The following is a 14,821-nucleotide window of genomic DNA, read 5'->3' on the forward strand; positions in this document are numbered from 1 at the left end:
ATCTTCGATGCACGGGTACGCCTGATGAGAACTCAGCCTACACGCGTTGAATGAAGACCTCGCTAAAGACGTATCCCGCGCTTGATCGCGTTTTGGGCGGCCTTCAACAGCCAGTCGTTAACCAAGCCTCGGTTTCTGGTACTCCACAACGGATCATCTTTGACCGTCCTTAACTTCGGAGGTCGAGCATCGGGCCATGTGTAATGACGGGCAGCCGTTTGGCGGGGGCCATATTGCAGGTTGAAGAGTACAGCGCACCGACGCTGCAGGAACATGATGGCGCTCGCAGCGGTAGCGGGCGCGAGAGGCTGCGCGCGTCGCTATCGCGATACCGCCTGTATCGACCTGCGATCATCGCCGCATGCGTCGGCGTCGTTCTGTCGATCGCCGGTACGGTGGCCGTCGGCCGCTGGGAAAACCGGCTGGCGCGCACCGATTTCGAGGGCGTGGCCGAAGCGCAGGCGATCCTGGTCCAGAACGGCGTCAACGAATATGTCAGCCGGCTGACCGCGCTGCGCACGCGATTTGAATCCGCCAACGACGACATCACCCGCAGCGAATACCAGACCTTCAGCGCGCGCCTGTTCGAGGCGCATCGCGGCATGCTGCGGCTCGCCTGGCTGCCGCGGATCAAGCGCAAGGAGCGCGGCGAGTACGAGGCGGCCGCGATCACCGATGGTGTCCCCGCCTTCCGCATCAAGTCCTATCCGGATGGCACGGTCGCGCCGGAGAGTGATGAGTACTATCCGGTGTACTTCTCCACCGAGGCGAAGACGTCGCCGGTCTACGGCCTCGACTATTGGAGCATCCCCGATCATCGCGCGGTGCTGGAGCAGTCGCGCGACTATGACATGATCGGCGCGCTGCGGACGCGCCAGAACCTGATCAATCAGAATGAGCGCAACAACGCCGTCATGATCGGCATCCCCGTCTATGCCAAGGGGACATCGCGCACCACGGTCGCCGATCGCCGCCGCAATCTCTCAGGCTTCATCGTCGGCGTGTTCGATCTGCCGATGCTGCTGCAGTCGGTGCGCGCGAACAATCCCAACAGTCCCGCGCTTCAGATCAATCTGCTGCCGCCGGAGCGCGTCATCAATGCCTCTGGCGTGGACCCGCAGCGCTGGCCGAGCGATCCCAACATCTGGTCGACAACCTTGCGCATCGGCGATGCCGACTGGGTGTTTCAGGCCGCCCCCGCCGGCGGAGGCCTGATGGCCAGCCATAACCGCGCGCTGGCGCTGTATGCGGCCGGCGTGGCGACGACGATCTTCCTGGCGGTCTATCTCGCGCTGTCGAGCCGCAACGCCCAGCAGCTCGCGCTCGCCAACCGCCGCGTGCTCGAGCTTGCGCAGACCGATGCGCTGACCGGGCTCGCCAACCGCGCCTTCTTCCTCGAGGAGATGGAGCGCATCAACGACGATAAGATCGGCCGCTTCACCGTCTTCCTGCTCGATCTCGACCGCTTCAAGAACGTCAACGATTCGCTCGGCCATGGCGCCGGCGACGAGCTCCTGGTGCAGGTCGCCCAGCGCCTGAGATCGCAGCTGCGCGACGAGGACGTGCTGGCACGGCTCGGCGGCGACGAGTTCGCGCTGATCCAGGGCGGCTTCGACGACCAGCGTGCGGCCGCGATCGAGCTGGCGCAGCGGATCACCAGGCTGATCGCCGAGCCGTTCCAGCTCGGCGGGCAGCGGGTCGAGATCGGCACCAGCATCGGCATCTCGCTCGCGCCGGAACACGGCCGCGACCAGGAGCATCTGCTCAAGAAGGCCGACCTCGCGCTGTATCGCTCGAAATCCGCCGGCCGCAGCTGCTACACGCTCTATGACGATGCGATGTCGGCCGAGCTCGAGGCCCGCAACACGCTCGAGGGCGATCTGCGCGACGCCATCGCGCAGTGCCAGTTCGAAGTGCACTATCAGCCGTTCTACGACGCCGACACCGGCGAGCGCCGCGGCGTCGAGGCGCTGGTGCGCTGGCGCCACCCGGTCAAGGGGCTGGTGCCGCCGGACAAGTTCATCCCGCTGGCGGAATCGACCGGCCTGATCGTGCCGCTCGGCGAGTGGATCATCGGCAGGGCCTGCGACGATGCGACGGCGTGGCCCGACGACGTCAAGGTCGCGGTCAATCTCTCTCCGGTCCAGTTCAAGCAGGCTGAGCTGTTCGACGTCATCCAGTCGGCGCTGTCGCGCTCCGGCCTCGATCCCAAGCGTCTCGAGATCGAGATCACCGAGTCCGTGCTGCTGGAACGCGCGGCCGAGAACGAGAGTTTCATCGACCGGCTGAAGGGCCTCGGCATCTCGCTGGCGCTCGATGATTTCGGCACCGGCTATTCGTCGCTGCGCTCGCTGACGGCGTTCCCGTTCAACAAGATCAAGATCGACAAATCCTTCGTCGCCAATCTGAGCGTGCGCAACGAGAGCGCGGCCGTCATCTCCTCGGTGGTGACCCTGGCACGCGGGCTCGGCATCCAGATCACGGCCGAGGGCGTCGAGACCGAGGAGCAGCTCGTCCAGCTGCGCGCGCTCGGGGTCAACTTCGCGCAGGGCTATCTGCTGGGCCGGCCGATGCCGGTCGAGCAGCTCGAGAAGCATCTGGAGATCACGCGGGGGCCGGAGCAGCGGGATCAGGCGGAGCTCGATGCCGAGGCGTCGGAGGACGTCGATCCCCGCCCGTCCGCGGTGGTCGCGCTCATTCCCCGGTCCGGGGCGCTGCTATCCCTCGCATCCAACGGCTGAGCGGCGAGGCCGGCTCGGCATCGGAGTCGAGCGGCAGGCCGAGCATGGCGGATTCGCGCGCCGCGCTCGGCGTGATGCCGTAGGCGGCCTTGAACAGCCGCGTGAAATGCGCGTCGGTGCCGAGCTGCCAGCGCCGCGCCACCTCGCTGATCCGCACGTTGCGCGATCCGGCCGCGGCCAGGTCGAAGAAGGCCCGGTGCAGGCGACGGCTGCGGATGTAGTCGGCGATGCCGCCGATCGGGGCGAACAGCCGATACAGCGACGCGCGCGACAGGCCGAAATGCAGCGCCACGGCGTCGGCGCTGAGCTCGGCGCTGGACAGCTGCTGCTCGATATATCGCCGGATCCGGAGCAGCGACGCATCCGCCGTCGTGCTGCGGTCGACATCGCGGCGTTCGAGCTCGCCGCGCAGGCACGCCGAGATCAGCGAAATCGTGCCGTCGATCACGGCCTGGCACTCGTCGAAGCTCATGCGTGGCGCGCAATCGAGCAGTGCGCCGAAATGCCGCGCCAGCAGCGGGGCCATGGCGCCGCCGCGCGGCAGCACGAGCCCGTGCAGATCATCGACCTGCAGCAGCCGGGCGTCGAACATCGGGCGCGGGACGACCATCGTGACGTTCTTGAAGGCGCTCGCGCGCGTCTCGAGGGTCTGCGCCAGGTCGAGCACGCAGAGATCGCCGGCCTCGACCCGGATCGGGCGGTCGCCTGCGACACCCTGATAGCCGCCCGTCACGTAGAGCTGCAGGATGATGTGATCGACGCCGCTGCGGGCGATCGTCTCGGCGGAGCGCCGGAAGCGCTGGCCGCTGGCCCGGGCCGATCCCAGCAGCACGGAACCGAGCGCGTAGGACAGGACATCGGCGTAGAACGGCGTGGCGCCGTCTGCGGCGAACTCGTCGACGTCGAAGAACGTCGAGGTGGCCTCACGCCACGCTGCGATGTTGGTCTCGGTGTCCATCTGCGCGGCTGAGAAGCCGTAGCTCGGCAGCGGGGACGAAACAGTCTGGATGTCACTCTTCACGCTACGCGCCGCAGACTCGTCTTGAGCTTTCGTCTCAACCTCTTGATCGATCGTCTCGACCCGGTCGCTCGTCTTGACCCGGCGCGCCCCGCACCGCCTATAGGGTCTATCGCCAAGTTGCGAAAGAGGAAAGCCGGGCGCCTCGACGGTCCCCAATGCCCCTCGCGAACGAGGAGTCCGGCTTTCCTTGCCGCGCGCTGATTGGACGGGAGCCTGGAGGAATCGCGGCGATCGCGATCACTCTCTGCATCGTCCGATCAGCCACCGTCTTTCATGACGAAACCATGCTTGTTGGATTTTTGAAGCTCGGCGCCCGTCGGCAACGGCGGGCGCCTTTCTCGCGCGGGCCGCTAGCTGGCGCTGAATGCCTTGAACGTGATGATGGTGTGGGTGTCCTGGATGCCAGGCAGCACCTGGACCTTCTCGTTCACGAAGTGGCCGATATCGGTGTCCTTGTCGACGTAGAACTTCACCAGCAGGTCGAAATTGCCGGCCGTGGAATAGATCTCCGATGCGATCTCGGCCTCGGCCAGCGCATTGGCCACGACGTAGGACTGGCCGAGCTTGCACTTGATCTGGACGAAGAAAGGTACCATTGCGGGCGGTCTCCGGAAGGCGTTCGGGGCCTCAATATAGCGTTTTCGGACGAAGTCGATACGCTTTCTGAGGTGACCCGGCCTGCTTGCCGGGCGTGGCCGGCCCGGGCTAGGAGAGGGGATGAGCACCCCCGTCGCCCTGACCATCGCCGGATCGGACTCCTCGGGAGGAGCCGGCATCCAGGCGGACCTGAAGACCTTTGCGGCGCTGTCCGTCTATGGCGCCTCGGTCATCACCGCGCTGACCGCCCAGAACACGACGGGCGTGACCGGCGTTCATCTGGTTCCGCCCGCGTTCGTCACCGCGCAGATCGATGCCGTGTTCGACGATCTCTCGGTCGGCGCGGTCAAGATCGGCATGGTGGCGCAGGCGCCGATCGCCGACGCCATCAGCGCCAGCCTCGCGCGCCGGCAGCCTGGCCACGTCGTGCTCGATCCGGTGATGGTCGCGACCTCAGGCGCCCGGCTGCTGCCGGAGGACGCGATCGCGGCGCTGCGCAGCCGGCTGATCCCGCAGGCGTCGCTGATCACGCCGAACCTGCCCGAGGCCGCGGCCTTGCTGGACGAGCCGGTCGCGACCTCGGACGCGGAGATCGCGGCGCAGGGCCGCCGGCTGCTGGCGCTCGGCTGTCCGGCCGTGCTGATCAAGGGCGGGCACGGGCAGGGCGCCGAGAGCACCGATTACCTGATCACGTCAGGGATCACCCTTGCCCTCCCGGCGCCGCGCGTCGCCACCAGCAACACCCATGGCACCGGCTGCTCATTGTCGTCGGCGGTCGCCGCCGGGCTTGCCAAGGGCGAGGACCTGGAGGCTGCCGTGCGCCATGCCAAGGCGTTCATCTCCGGCGCCATCGCTGCCGCCGATCGCTTCACGGTCGGACACGGCCACGGCCCGGTGCATCATTTGTACCGGTTCTATTGAGACGGTGCGATGTCTCGTCGATCAGCAGAGGACTCCAAAACATGCTGCGTTTCCTGATCCCCCTGACGATTGCTGCGGTCGGAGCGCTTGCCGCGCCGGCCATGGCCGAGCGCGCTTATTCCCCCGAGGAGGAGCGCAACAAGGCGATCGTGCTCGACTTCTATGAGCAGGGCCTCAACCGGAAGGACTTCGCCGCAGCCTCGAAATATCTCGGGACCTATATCCAGCACAATCCGGGCGCCGAGGATGGCCCGGAGGGATTTCGCAAGTTCATCGAATTCCTGAAGACGAAGTATCCGCAATCCCATAGCGAGATCACGAAGGTGCTGGTCGATGGCGACTTCGTCATCCTGCGCGTCCACGCCATTCGCGAGCCCGGCACCCGCGGCAATGCGATCGTCGACATCTTCCGCCTGAAGGACGGCCGGATCGAAGAGCATTGGGACTCGGTGCAGCCGATCCCCGAGCAGTCAGCCAATTCAAACGGCATGTTCTGAGGTCGCGCTCCGGGCCGCCCGTCGTCACTCACTTCTGATGTGCGGCCTCGATCTCGCGTTGATGGCCGTTCATGATGCGCGACCGGTATTCGCCCGGCGATTCGCCGAACCAGCGATTGGAGGCGCGGAAGAACGTGCTCTGATCGGCGTAGCCGAGCAGATAGCCGATGTCGGTGAGCGTCATGCGGGAATCAGCGAGATGACGCTGGGCGAGCTCGCGCCTGGCATCGTCAACGAGGTCGCTGAAGGAGAGGCCTTCGTCGGCAAGCCGGCGCTGGAACGTGCGATCGCTGAGACCGAGCGCGGCCGCGATGGCTGAGCGCAGCGGGCTGCCATCGGGCAGCAGCTTGGCGATCGCGGCGCGGGCGCGATACGCGGTATCGGTCTTGACCAGCCGCTCCAGCGCCTCGTCGGCGATGCGGTCGTGAATCGCGATGAGCTCGGGCGCGGAGGTCGTCAGCTTGCAGGCGAGATCCTGATCGGACACCAGGAAGCCGTTGAACGGGGCGTCGAACTCGAGCGGTGACTGGAAGGCGGCGTTGTAGGCCGCGATCGAGAGCGGCACCGCATGCGTGAAGCGGGTGGAGAGGGGCGTCAGCCGCCGGTCGAGCATCCAGCGGCAGAGATTCAGCAGATTGACGACACCATAGTCATAGCGCTGCCGTGGAATCGGACATTCGCCGCCGAACACGTCGGTGCGCACCCAGCGGCCGCCCTGACCGGGTTCGAGCGTGATGGTCACGGCGTCGCTGACGAGACACATGTAGCGGATCAGGCGAGCCAGCCCGGTCTGCAGATCGGGGCTGGACATCATCGCATAGCCCGCAACGCCGTAGTGGTCGGGCCGCGGCGCGTCGCGTTTTGCGAGCCCGATGTCCGGATTGCCCGAGCGCTCCGCCGCCAGCGCCCACAATCGGCTCAGCGCCTCCGTCGGCCAGCGGCGATCGCAATCATCGAGATCCTCGATCGACAGGCCGACCTCGGCGAACAGCGCGGCTGCATCGAGGCCTTGCTCCTGCAGCGTCGTTGCGACGCCGCGCATCCATGCCGACGATGTGGTTCGCTGTTGCTGAGCCATCCCCTTGGCCTTCTGGAGCCAGTGCTTTGGCGTCCTCGGATCATTGTGCAGGTGCACATGAGATTGCATAGCATCAGGGATCGGCGATCGCGATACGAAATTCGTCGGAGCGCCTGCGTCACCGCAGCCCAGGAGAGAAGCATGCCTGTTCTGAAAACCAACGACGGCACAGAGATTTACTACAAGGATTGGGGCTCCGGGCAGCCGATCGTGTTCAGCCATGGCTGGCCGCTGTCGTCAGACGATTGGGACGCACAGCTGATGTTCTTCCTCAATCACGGGTTCCGTGTCGTCGCGCATGACCGCCGCGGCCACGGCCGCTCGGCCCAGGTCGCCGATGGTCACGACATGGACCATTACGCCGACGATCTCGCGGCGCTGACGGCGCATCTCGATCTGAAGAACGCTGTCCATGTCGGCCATTCGACCGGCGGCGGCGAGGTGGTGCACTATCTCGCGCGCCATGGCGAAAGCCGCGCGGCCAAGGCTGCGATCATCGCCGCGGTGCCGCCCTTGATGGTGCAGACGGCGGCCAATCCGGGCGGCCTGCCGAAATCGGTGTTCGACGATTTCCAGACCCAGGTCGCAACCCGCCGCGCGGAGTTCTACCGCGACGTCGCAGCCGGGCCGTTCTATGGCTTTAACAAGCCCGGCGCCAAGCCGTCCGAGGCAGTGATCCAGAACTGGTGGCGGCAGGGCATGATGGGCAGCGCGAAAGCGCATTACGACGGCGTCGTCGCGTTCTCGCAGACCGACTTCACCGAGGACCTCAAGAAGATCTCGCTGCCGGTGCTGGTCATGCACAGCGAGGACGATCAGATCGTGCCCTATGCGGATTCCGCGCCGCTCTCGGCCAAGCTGCTCAAGAACGGCACGCTGAAGACCTACAAGGGATTCCCGCACGGCATGCCGACCACCGAGGCCGAGACGATCAACGCCGACCTCCTGGCCTTCATCAAGAGCTGAGCAGGGGAGGCACGCATGACCTGGGGTATTCCCACGCCGCTGTTTCTGCAGATCCACGTGGTGCTGAGCCTGATCGGAATTGCGACCGGGCTCGTCATGCTCGCCGGCATGCTCACGGGCCGCCATCTGGCGGCCTGGGCGGCGCTGTTCCTGGCCACGACCGTTCTCACGGGCGTGACCGGGTTTCCGCTGCCGCCGTTCGGTCTCGATCCGCCGCGCATCATCGGCATCCTCCTGCTCGCGCTGCTCGCGGCGGCTACCGCCGCGCTCTACGTGTTCGCGCTGTCGGGGTGGTGGCGCTCGGTCTATGTCATCACGGCGCTGGTTTCGCTCTATCTCAACGTCTTCGTCGCCATCGTGCAGTCGTTCCAGAAAATTGGTCCGCTCAATGCGCTGGCGCCGACACAGAGCGAGCCGCCGTTCGCGGTCGCGCAACTCGTCACGCTCGCGCTCTTCCTCGCTCTCGGCATTTTCGCGTGGCGGCGGTTTGCCCGCGGCGGCGCCAAGCCGCGCGCCTCGCTCGCTTGATCCTCTTTATCCCAACGCTTTCCCAGGAGATGTCCATGTCGAAGCTCGAAATGCTGACGCCGCAGAACTGCGCTGTCGCGCTGATCGACTACCAGCCCGCGATGTATCAGGGTGTGCAGTCGCACGACCGTCTCGGCGTGTTCAACAACATCCAGATCGTCGCCAAGGCTGCAAAACTGTTCAAGATTCCGACCGTGCTCACCACGGTCGCCAAGGACTCCTTCTCCGGTCCTTTCATGCCGGAGGTCACCGAGCTGTTTCCGAGCCACGACATCGTCGACCGTACGGCGATGAACTCGTGGCTCGATGCCGGCTTCCGCAAGCAGGTCGCAGCGACGGGGCGCAAGAAGTTCATCATCGCGGGGCTGTGGACCGAGGCCTGCGTGCTGTTCCCGACGCTCGACATGCTGCGCGAGGGCTATGAGATCTACATCCCGGCCGACGCCTGCGGCGACCTGTCGCTGGAAGCGCACAACCGCGCGATGGATCGCGCGGTGCAGGCCGGCGCGGTGCCGATCACCTCGTGCCAGTTCGCCTTCGAGCTGCAGCAGGACTGGGCGCGCGCCGAGACCTATGACGGCATGATGGAGATCCTGAAGGCGCATTCGCCCTACGGCATCCAGATCCGCTTCTCCAAATGGGCGCTCGGCGAGCATGCCTCCGAGGGCGGCACGAAGTAGCCGGAGCATTCAATGAAGATCTATCTGTTCTCGCTCGGGGCGGGGCTGCTGGTCGGCGTGATCTACAGCCTGCTTCAGGTCCGCTCGCCGGCGCCGCCGCTTGTGGCGCTGGTCGGCCTGCTCGGCATCCTCGTCGGCGAGCAGGTGATCCCCGTGGGCCGGCAGCTCCTGAGCGGCACCAGCCTCTCGGCAGCGTGGCAGAAGGCGGCCTGCGCCACGCACATCTTCGGCCTCTTGCCCGGTCATCACGGCCGGGCAGAGACCACCAATCCTCCTTCCCAAGGCGAGAAGGCCTCATGAGCGATCATCCCGATCTGATCCTGCATCGCGGCCTGTTCACGACGCTCGACCGCGGCAATCCGCAGGCGAATTCGGTTGCGATCAAGGATGGTGTGTTCACCGCCGTCGGCCATGAGCAGGACGTGATGAAGCTCGCCGGTCCGCGGACGAACCTGATCGACCTCAAGGGCCGGCGCGTGCTGCCCGGCCTGATCGACAATCACCTGCACATCATCCGCGGCGGGCTCAACTTCAACATGGAGCTGCGCTGGGACGGCGTCCGCTCGCTCGCCGATGCGATGGCCATGCTGAAGGCGCAGGTCGCGATCACGCCGCCGCCGCAATGGGTGCGTGTGGTCGGCGGCTTCACCGAGCATCAGTTTGCCGAGAAGCGGCTGCCGACGATCGACGAGCTCAACGCCGTGGCGCCGGATACCCCCGTGTTCCTGCTGCATCTGTACGATCGCGCCATCCTGAACGGCGCCGCGCTGCGTGCCGTGGGCTACGACAAGGACACGCCGCAGCCGCCGGGCGGCGAGATCATGCGTGATGCCCAGGGTCATCCGACCGGATTGCTGCTCGCCAAGCCGAACGCCGCGATCCTGTATGCAACGCTGGCCAAGGGGCCGAAACTGCCGTTCGACTATCAGCTCAACTCGACGCGCCATTTCATGCGCGAGCTGAACCGGCTCGGCGTCACCGGTGCGATCGATGCCGGCGGCGGCTTCCAGAACTATCCCGATGACTACGCCGTGATCCAGCAGCTCGCCGATGACGGCCAGCTCACGATCCGGCTCGCCTACAATCTGTTCACGCAGAAGCCGAAGGGCGAGAAGGACGATTTCCTGCGCTGGACGCAGAACTCGACCTACAAGCAGGGCAACGACTACTTCCGCCACAACGGTGCCGGCGAGATGCTGGTGTTCTCCGCCGCCGATTTCGAGGATTTCCGCGTGCCGCGGCCGGACATGGCGCCGGAGATGGAGGGCGAGCTCGAGGAGGTCGTGCGCATCCTGGTGCAGAACAGATGGCCGTGGCGGCTGCACGCGACCTATGACGAGACCATCTCGCGTGCGCTCGACGTGTTCGAGAAGGTCAACCAGGATACGCCGCTCGACGGCCTGCACTGGTTCTTTGATCACGCCGAAACGATCTCGGATCAGTCGATCGACCGCATCGCCACGCTCGGCGGCGGCATCGCCGTGCAGCACCGCATGGCCTATCAGGGCGAATACTTCGTCGAGCGCTACGGCTTCGGCGCGGCGGAGGCGACGCCGCCGGTGAAGAAGATCCTCGACAAGGGCGTCAAGGTCTCCGCCGGCACCGATGCCACCCGTGTCGCGTCCTACAATCCCTGGGTCTCGCTGTCCTGGCTCGTCACCGGCCGCACCGTCGGCGGCCTGCGGCTGTATCCGCAGCGCAACTGCCTCGATCGCGAAACCGCTCTGCGGATGTGGACCGAGAACGTCACCTGGTTCTCCAACGAGGAGGGCCGGAAGGGCCGCATCGCCGTCGGGCAATTCGCCGACCTGATCGTGCCGGATCGTGATTTCTTCTCGTGTGCCGAGTCCGAGATCGCCGACATCACGAGCGAGCTCACCATGGTCGGCGGCCGCGTGGTCTACGCCGCGTCCGACTTCAAGCCGCTGGACGACGCCGCGCCGCCACCGGCGATGCCGGAGTGGTCACCGGTGCGCCGCTTCGGCGGCTATGGCGCCTGGCTGGAGAAGGACGATCATGGCGCCGTTCGCGCCCAGGCCATACAGACCTGCGGCTGCGCCAGCGCCTGCGGCGTGCACGGCCATGACCACGCGCGCGCCTGGTCGGGCAAGATCCCGGCAGCCGATCTCAAGAGCTTCTGGGGCGCGCTCGGTTGCGCCTGCTGGGCGGTGTGAGATGGCAGCGAAGTCCGACACGCCACGGCCTATCGCCGCGGTGCTGGATTGGCGCTGGCTATGGCCGCTGGCCCGGCTCGCGCTGGTCTCGGCCTATCTGATCGGCGGCGTCCAGAAGCTCACCGACTTCTCTGGCGCCATCGCCGAGCAGGCCCATTTCGGCCTGCAGCCGGCCTGGCTGTGGGCGGTGGCCGCGATCGCCGTCGAGCTGATCGGCTCGGTGCTGGTCGTCGTCAATCGCCTGGTCTGGCTTGGCGCCGGTGCGCTCGGGGTGCTGACATCAGTCGCCATGCTCACCGCCAATGATTTCTGGCACATGGCCGGCCATGATCGCTTCATGGCGCTGAACGCCTTCTTCGAGCATCTCGGCCTGATCGCCGGCCTCGTGCTCGTCTCCGTCATGTCCTGGCGCGCGCGCCGCGCCTGATCCGCATCTGCTCAATTGAGGTCGTCATGCTCCGCTCGCGTCATCTGCTCAGCGCCGTCGTCGTCACCACGCTGCTGGCTGCACCGGCACTCGCCAGGGAGTCCGCGCCGCAGATCGGCGTCGGCCCGCAATACGATACGACGCATGTCTACGTTGCGCCCGACGACGTCGAAAAATTTGCGGCGAGCTTTCTCGCCACCTTCGGCGGCCAGAGCACGAAGCAGGTGGTCGCCACGGTGACGCCGGCGCCGAGCAGCACGACCTCGCAGCTGCTGCAGACGCCGGTCGGCACCGTGTCGCTGTTCGGCTTCAAGACGGGAATCCCATATCCGTTCGGCGCCGAGCGCACCGGCTATCTCGTCACCGACCTGGACGCGGCGATCAAGGCGGCGAAAGCCGCCGGCGCCGACGTGGTGGTTGCGCCGTTTCCCGATCCGATCGGGCGCGATGCCGTGATCCAATGGCCGGGCGGCGTCAACATGCAGCTGTACTGGCACACGACCAAGCCGTCCTATGCTGCGTTCCAGACCGTTCCTGAGAACCGCGTCTATGTCTCGCCTGGGCGTGCCGAAGCCTTCACGCGCGCCTTCCTGCGCTTTTCGAACGGCAAGGTGGTGTCCGACGACCCCAAGGCGCCGGGCATAGAGATCGGGCGCGCCAACGACCATTATCGGCGCATCCGCATCGAGTCTGCGTTCGGCAAAATGGCGGTGTTGGTCACGGATGGGCAGCTGCCGTATCCGTTCGGTCGCGAGATGACGGGCTATGAGGTTGCCGACCTCAAGGCCGCCCTGGACAAGGCGAAGGCAACAGGCGCGATTGTGCTCGTCGCGCCGTTCGCCTCGGACAGGCGCGAGCAGGCGGTGGTGCAGTTTCCCGGCGGCTATGTCGCGGAGATCCATGCCGTCGTGAAGTAGGAGCTGCCGGGCAGATGTTGGCGACGTCGCGGATGGCAGGCGCTTTGACAAGGACGACAGCCGCTGCTGCGCTGCTGGCGGCGCTGTGTGCCACATCGGTTCACGCCGCGGACGAGGCCGCGCGTCCCGTCATCCGCACCAATCGCTGGCAGGAAGACTGGTCGTCCCTGGCGAACCCGGCGCGGCGCACTGCGCCCTTCGACCCGATCAAGTACATCCCGCTGCAGCCGGGCTCGCCGCAGAGCTATGTCTCGTTCGGAATGACCCTGCGCGAGCGGTTCGAGAGCCTGGACGCGGCGAGCTTCGGCATCGGCGGGGGCAAGCCCGACTCGCATCTGCTGCAGCGGCTGCAGATTCACGCCGATGCGCATCTCGACGAGCACTGGCAATTGTTCGTCCAGCTCGAGGACGCCAGAGCCTTCGGCAAGGCCAGCGTCACCTCCGCCGACCAGAACCCGCTCGATCTCCGGCTCGCCTTCCTGGCTTACGTCAATACGACCGAGCGGGGCACGTTCAAGGCGCGCGTCGGCCGGCAGGATTTCGACTTCGACCTGCAGCGCTTCGTCTCGTCGCGTGACGGCCCGAACGTGCGCCAATCGTTCGATGCGCTGTGGGCGGATTGGGAGAGCGGCCCGTGGCGATTCATCGGCTTCGTCAGCCAGCCGGTGCAATACGGACTGGTGCGTCCGTTCGACGATACGTCCAACGGCCAGTTCCAGTTTCACACCCTGCGCGTCGAGCGCCAGGTGCTCGGCAGCAACGAGCTATCGTCGTATTATTCCTACTATCAGCGCGACAATGCGCGCTTCCTCGACGCCATAGGCCTCGAGCAGCGCCACGTTCTCGACATCCGCTTCGCCGGCAAGCTCGCGGGCTTTGACTGGGATCTCGAGGCGATGGGGCAGGCGGGCTCGGTCGGGGCCAAGCAGATCCGCGCCTGGGGCGCCGGCGCGCGCGCCGGCTACACCTTTGCGGACGTCGCCTGGCAGCCGCGCATCGGCTTCCAGCTCGACGGCGCCTCCGGCGACCGCCATCCCGGCGACGGCCGGATCGAGACCTTCAATCCGCTGTTTCCGAACGGCTACTATTTCTCGCTCGCCGGCTTCACCGGCTACACCAACCTGATTCATCTCAAGCCGTCGTTGACGGTGAAGCCCACCGCCGCGCTATCCTTCATGGCCGCGATCGGGCTGCAATGGCGCGCGACGACGGCGGACGCGATCTACGTCCAGCCCAATGTCGCGGTCGCCGGCACGGCCGGGCAGGGCAGTCTCTGGTCCGGCGCCTATGCGCAGCTGCGCGCCGACTATCGCTTCAACGCCAATCTCACCGGCGCGCTCGAAGCCGTGCATTATGACATCGGAGACACGCTGCGCCGTGCCGGCGGGCACGACTCCGACTACATCGGCGTCGAGCTGAAATACGCGCTCTGATCAACGAAGGCAGGATCCATGGCCACGACCGACTCGCGCATCGTCCCGCTGCTGCTCAGCGTCAACGCCGGCTATGTCGACACCGCCGGGTTCCTGGCACTACAGGGCCTGTTCACCGCGCATGTCACCGGCAACTTCGTCACCTTCGGTGCGGCGCTGGCGCTGGGCACGTCCGGCGCGATCGCCAAGCTGCTGGCGCTGCCGGTGTTCTGCGTCGTCGTGATCGCCACGCGGCTCGCCGGCACCTTGCTGTCACGGCGCGGGTCGCGCGCGTTCGAGATCCTGATTGCCGTCAAGCTGGTGCTGCTCGTGCTCGGCGCCGCGCTCGCCATCCATTTCGGCCCGTTCCACAATGGCGATAGCCACGAGGCGATCCTCACCGGCATGGTGCTGGTCGCGGCGATGGCGATCCAGAACGCCGTGCATCGCATCCATCTGCCGACCGCGCCGCCCTCGACGCTAATGACCGGCACCACGACGCAGGTGATGATCGATCTCGCCGACAGGATCTATGTCGGCGACAAGGGCCAGGCGCCGCCGCCAGGGCGGCTGGTGCAGATGGCGGTCAACGTCGCGGCGTTCGCGCTCGGCTGTGGCGCGGCGGCGCTGCTGTTCGTCAGGCTCGGCAGCTGGTGCTTCGTCATCCCGCCGATCGTTGCCGCGCTGACCCTCGTCGCGCGCATCGCTGGTCCGCAGCCTGCGCGCTGAGTTCCCGGCGATCAGCGTGCCAAGCCATCCGATCGTGCCCACGGTCAGATGACAGAAATTTTAGGTCCGGCTCACGAAAAGTTATCGATCCGAAAGCGGCCCTGAGGGCTTGCCTGTTGTGAACCGTCCCCTA

The 14,821-nt window shown here is 66.2% G+C and carries 15 protein-coding genes; 12 read left to right on the forward strand and 3 right to left on the reverse strand.

Annotated features, from left to right (window positions below; genetic code table 11):
• The first annotated feature begins 233 nt into the window (after window positions 1-233).
• Window positions 234-2,741, forward strand: coding sequence for a bifunctional diguanylate cyclase/phosphodiesterase (locus tag QQL87_RS22390; protein ID WP_284420972.1), 2,508 nt, complete (start codon window positions 234-236; stop codon window positions 2,739-2,741).
• Here QQL87_RS22390 and QQL87_RS22395 read toward each other — a convergent pair.
• Entirely contained in the window at window positions 2,695-3,762 is a 1,068-nt protein-coding gene (locus QQL87_RS22395) for a helix-turn-helix domain-containing protein (RefSeq protein ID WP_502871203.1), read from the reverse strand. The genes QQL87_RS22390 and QQL87_RS22395 overlap by 47 nt on opposite strands.
• Before the next feature lie 350 nt (window positions 3,763-4,112).
• A complete protein-coding gene (locus QQL87_RS22400) occupies window positions 4,113-4,358 on the reverse strand; it encodes an Lrp/AsnC ligand binding domain-containing protein (protein WP_284420971.1) in 246 nt (81 codons plus the stop codon).
• Between the two features lie 121 nt (window positions 4,359-4,479).
• On the opposite strand from QQL87_RS22400, the gene thiD reads away from it, so the two are divergent.
• Together thiD and QQL87_RS22410 are read left to right on the forward strand one after the other, a co-directional pair.
• Entirely contained in the window at window positions 4,480-5,280 is an 801-nt protein-coding gene (gene thiD, locus QQL87_RS22405; RefSeq protein WP_284420970.1) for a bifunctional hydroxymethylpyrimidine kinase/phosphomethylpyrimidine kinase, read from the forward strand.
• A gap of 41 nt (window positions 5,281-5,321) precedes the next feature.
• Window positions 5,322-5,777: a nuclear transport factor 2 family protein gene (locus QQL87_RS22410; protein ID WP_284420969.1), complete on the forward strand. Its 456-nt coding sequence runs from the start codon at window positions 5,322-5,324 to the stop codon at window positions 5,775-5,777.
• 28 nt (window positions 5,778-5,805) lie between these two features.
• On the opposite strand, the gene QQL87_RS22415 is transcribed toward QQL87_RS22410, so the two are convergent.
• The gene (locus QQL87_RS22415) at window positions 5,806-6,855 is read right to left on the reverse strand and encodes an AraC family transcriptional regulator (protein ID WP_284420968.1); all 1,050 of its coding nucleotides are present in this window, start codon (window positions 6,853-6,855) and stop codon (window positions 5,806-5,808) included.
• 141 nt (window positions 6,856-6,996) lie between these two features.
• Here QQL87_RS22415 and QQL87_RS22420 point away from each other — a divergent pair, with 141 nt between their 5' ends.
• Genes QQL87_RS22420 through QQL87_RS22460 form a run of 9 tightly spaced genes read left to right on the forward strand, consistent with a single transcriptional unit; the run spans window position 6,997 to window position 14,688 of the window.
• Window positions 6,997-7,821, forward strand: a complete 825-nt coding sequence (locus QQL87_RS22420; RefSeq protein ID WP_284420967.1) for an alpha/beta fold hydrolase — start codon at window positions 6,997-6,999, stop codon at window positions 7,819-7,821.
• A gap of 15 nt (window positions 7,822-7,836) precedes the next feature.
• Window positions 7,837-8,349 (forward strand): hypothetical protein, encoded by a 513-nt coding sequence (locus QQL87_RS22425; protein WP_284420966.1) that lies wholly within the window; start codon window positions 7,837-7,839, stop codon window positions 8,347-8,349.
• 35 nt (window positions 8,350-8,384) lie between these two features.
• Window positions 8,385-9,029, forward strand: coding sequence for a hydrolase (locus QQL87_RS22430; RefSeq protein ID WP_284420965.1), 645 nt, complete (start codon window positions 8,385-8,387; stop codon window positions 9,027-9,029).
• Window positions 9,030-9,041: 12 nt separating this feature from the next.
• On the forward strand, window positions 9,042-9,329 hold the full coding sequence (locus QQL87_RS22435) for a XapX domain-containing protein (protein WP_284420963.1): 288 nt from the start codon (window positions 9,042-9,044) through the stop codon (window positions 9,327-9,329).
• Window positions 9,326-11,203, forward strand: a complete 1,878-nt coding sequence (locus QQL87_RS22440; RefSeq protein ID WP_284420962.1) for an amidohydrolase — start codon at window positions 9,326-9,328, stop codon at window positions 11,201-11,203. Before QQL87_RS22435 ends, QQL87_RS22440 begins: the two co-directional genes overlap by 4 nt.
• Before the next feature lies 1 nt (window position 11,204).
• Window positions 11,205-11,630, forward strand: a complete 426-nt coding sequence (locus QQL87_RS22445) for a DoxX family protein (protein ID WP_284420960.1) — start codon at window positions 11,205-11,207, stop codon at window positions 11,628-11,630.
• Window positions 11,631-11,656: 26 nt separating this feature from the next.
• The gene (locus QQL87_RS22450; protein WP_284420959.1) at window positions 11,657-12,547 is read left to right on the forward strand and encodes a glyoxalase; all 891 of its coding nucleotides are present in this window, start codon (window positions 11,657-11,659) and stop codon (window positions 12,545-12,547) included.
• Window positions 12,548-12,561: 14 nt separating this feature from the next.
• A complete protein-coding gene (locus QQL87_RS22455; RefSeq protein ID WP_284420957.1) occupies window positions 12,562-13,980 on the forward strand; it encodes an alginate export family protein in 1,419 nt (472 codons plus the stop codon).
• A gap of 18 nt (window positions 13,981-13,998) precedes the next feature.
• Window positions 13,999-14,688, forward strand: coding sequence for a YoaK family protein (locus QQL87_RS22460; RefSeq protein WP_284420955.1), 690 nt, complete (start codon window positions 13,999-14,001; stop codon window positions 14,686-14,688).
• Window positions 14,689-14,821 lie beyond the last annotated feature (133 nt).

Source organism: Bradyrhizobium sp. SSBR45G (genome assembly GCF_030159255.1).
Lineage (GTDB): Bacteria > Pseudomonadota > Alphaproteobacteria > Rhizobiales > Xanthobacteraceae > Bradyrhizobium.

Coding starts and splice junctions, on each gene's coding strand:
- QQL87_RS22400 (WP_284420971.1), bottom strand. CDS start 4,358: ATGGTACCTTTCTTCGTCCAGATCAAGTGCAAGCTCGGCCAGTCCTAC.
- thiD (WP_284420970.1), top strand. CDS start 4,480: ATGAGCACCCCCGTCGCCCTGACCATCGCCGGATCGGACTCCTCGGGA.
- QQL87_RS22410 (WP_284420969.1), top strand. CDS start 5,322: ATGCTGCGTTTCCTGATCCCCCTGACGATTGCTGCGGTCGGAGCGCTT.
- QQL87_RS22415 (WP_284420968.1), bottom strand. CDS start 6,855: ATGGCTCAGCAACAGCGAACCACATCGTCGGCATGGATGCGCGGCGTC.
- QQL87_RS22420 (WP_284420967.1), top strand. CDS start 6,997: ATGCCTGTTCTGAAAACCAACGACGGCACAGAGATTTACTACAAGGAT.
- QQL87_RS22425 (WP_284420966.1), top strand. CDS start 7,837: ATGACCTGGGGTATTCCCACGCCGCTGTTTCTGCAGATCCACGTGGTG.
- QQL87_RS22430 (WP_284420965.1), top strand. CDS start 8,385: ATGTCGAAGCTCGAAATGCTGACGCCGCAGAACTGCGCTGTCGCGCTG.
- QQL87_RS22435 (WP_284420963.1), top strand. CDS start 9,042: ATGAAGATCTATCTGTTCTCGCTCGGGGCGGGGCTGCTGGTCGGCGTG.
- QQL87_RS22440 (WP_284420962.1), top strand. CDS start 9,326: ATGAGCGATCATCCCGATCTGATCCTGCATCGCGGCCTGTTCACGACG.
- QQL87_RS22445 (WP_284420960.1), top strand. CDS start 11,205: ATGGCAGCGAAGTCCGACACGCCACGGCCTATCGCCGCGGTGCTGGAT.
- QQL87_RS22450 (WP_284420959.1), top strand. CDS start 11,657: ATGCTCCGCTCGCGTCATCTGCTCAGCGCCGTCGTCGTCACCACGCTG.
- QQL87_RS22455 (WP_284420957.1), top strand. CDS start 12,562: ATGTTGGCGACGTCGCGGATGGCAGGCGCTTTGACAAGGACGACAGCC.
- QQL87_RS22460 (WP_284420955.1), top strand. CDS start 13,999: ATGGCCACGACCGACTCGCGCATCGTCCCGCTGCTGCTCAGCGTCAAC.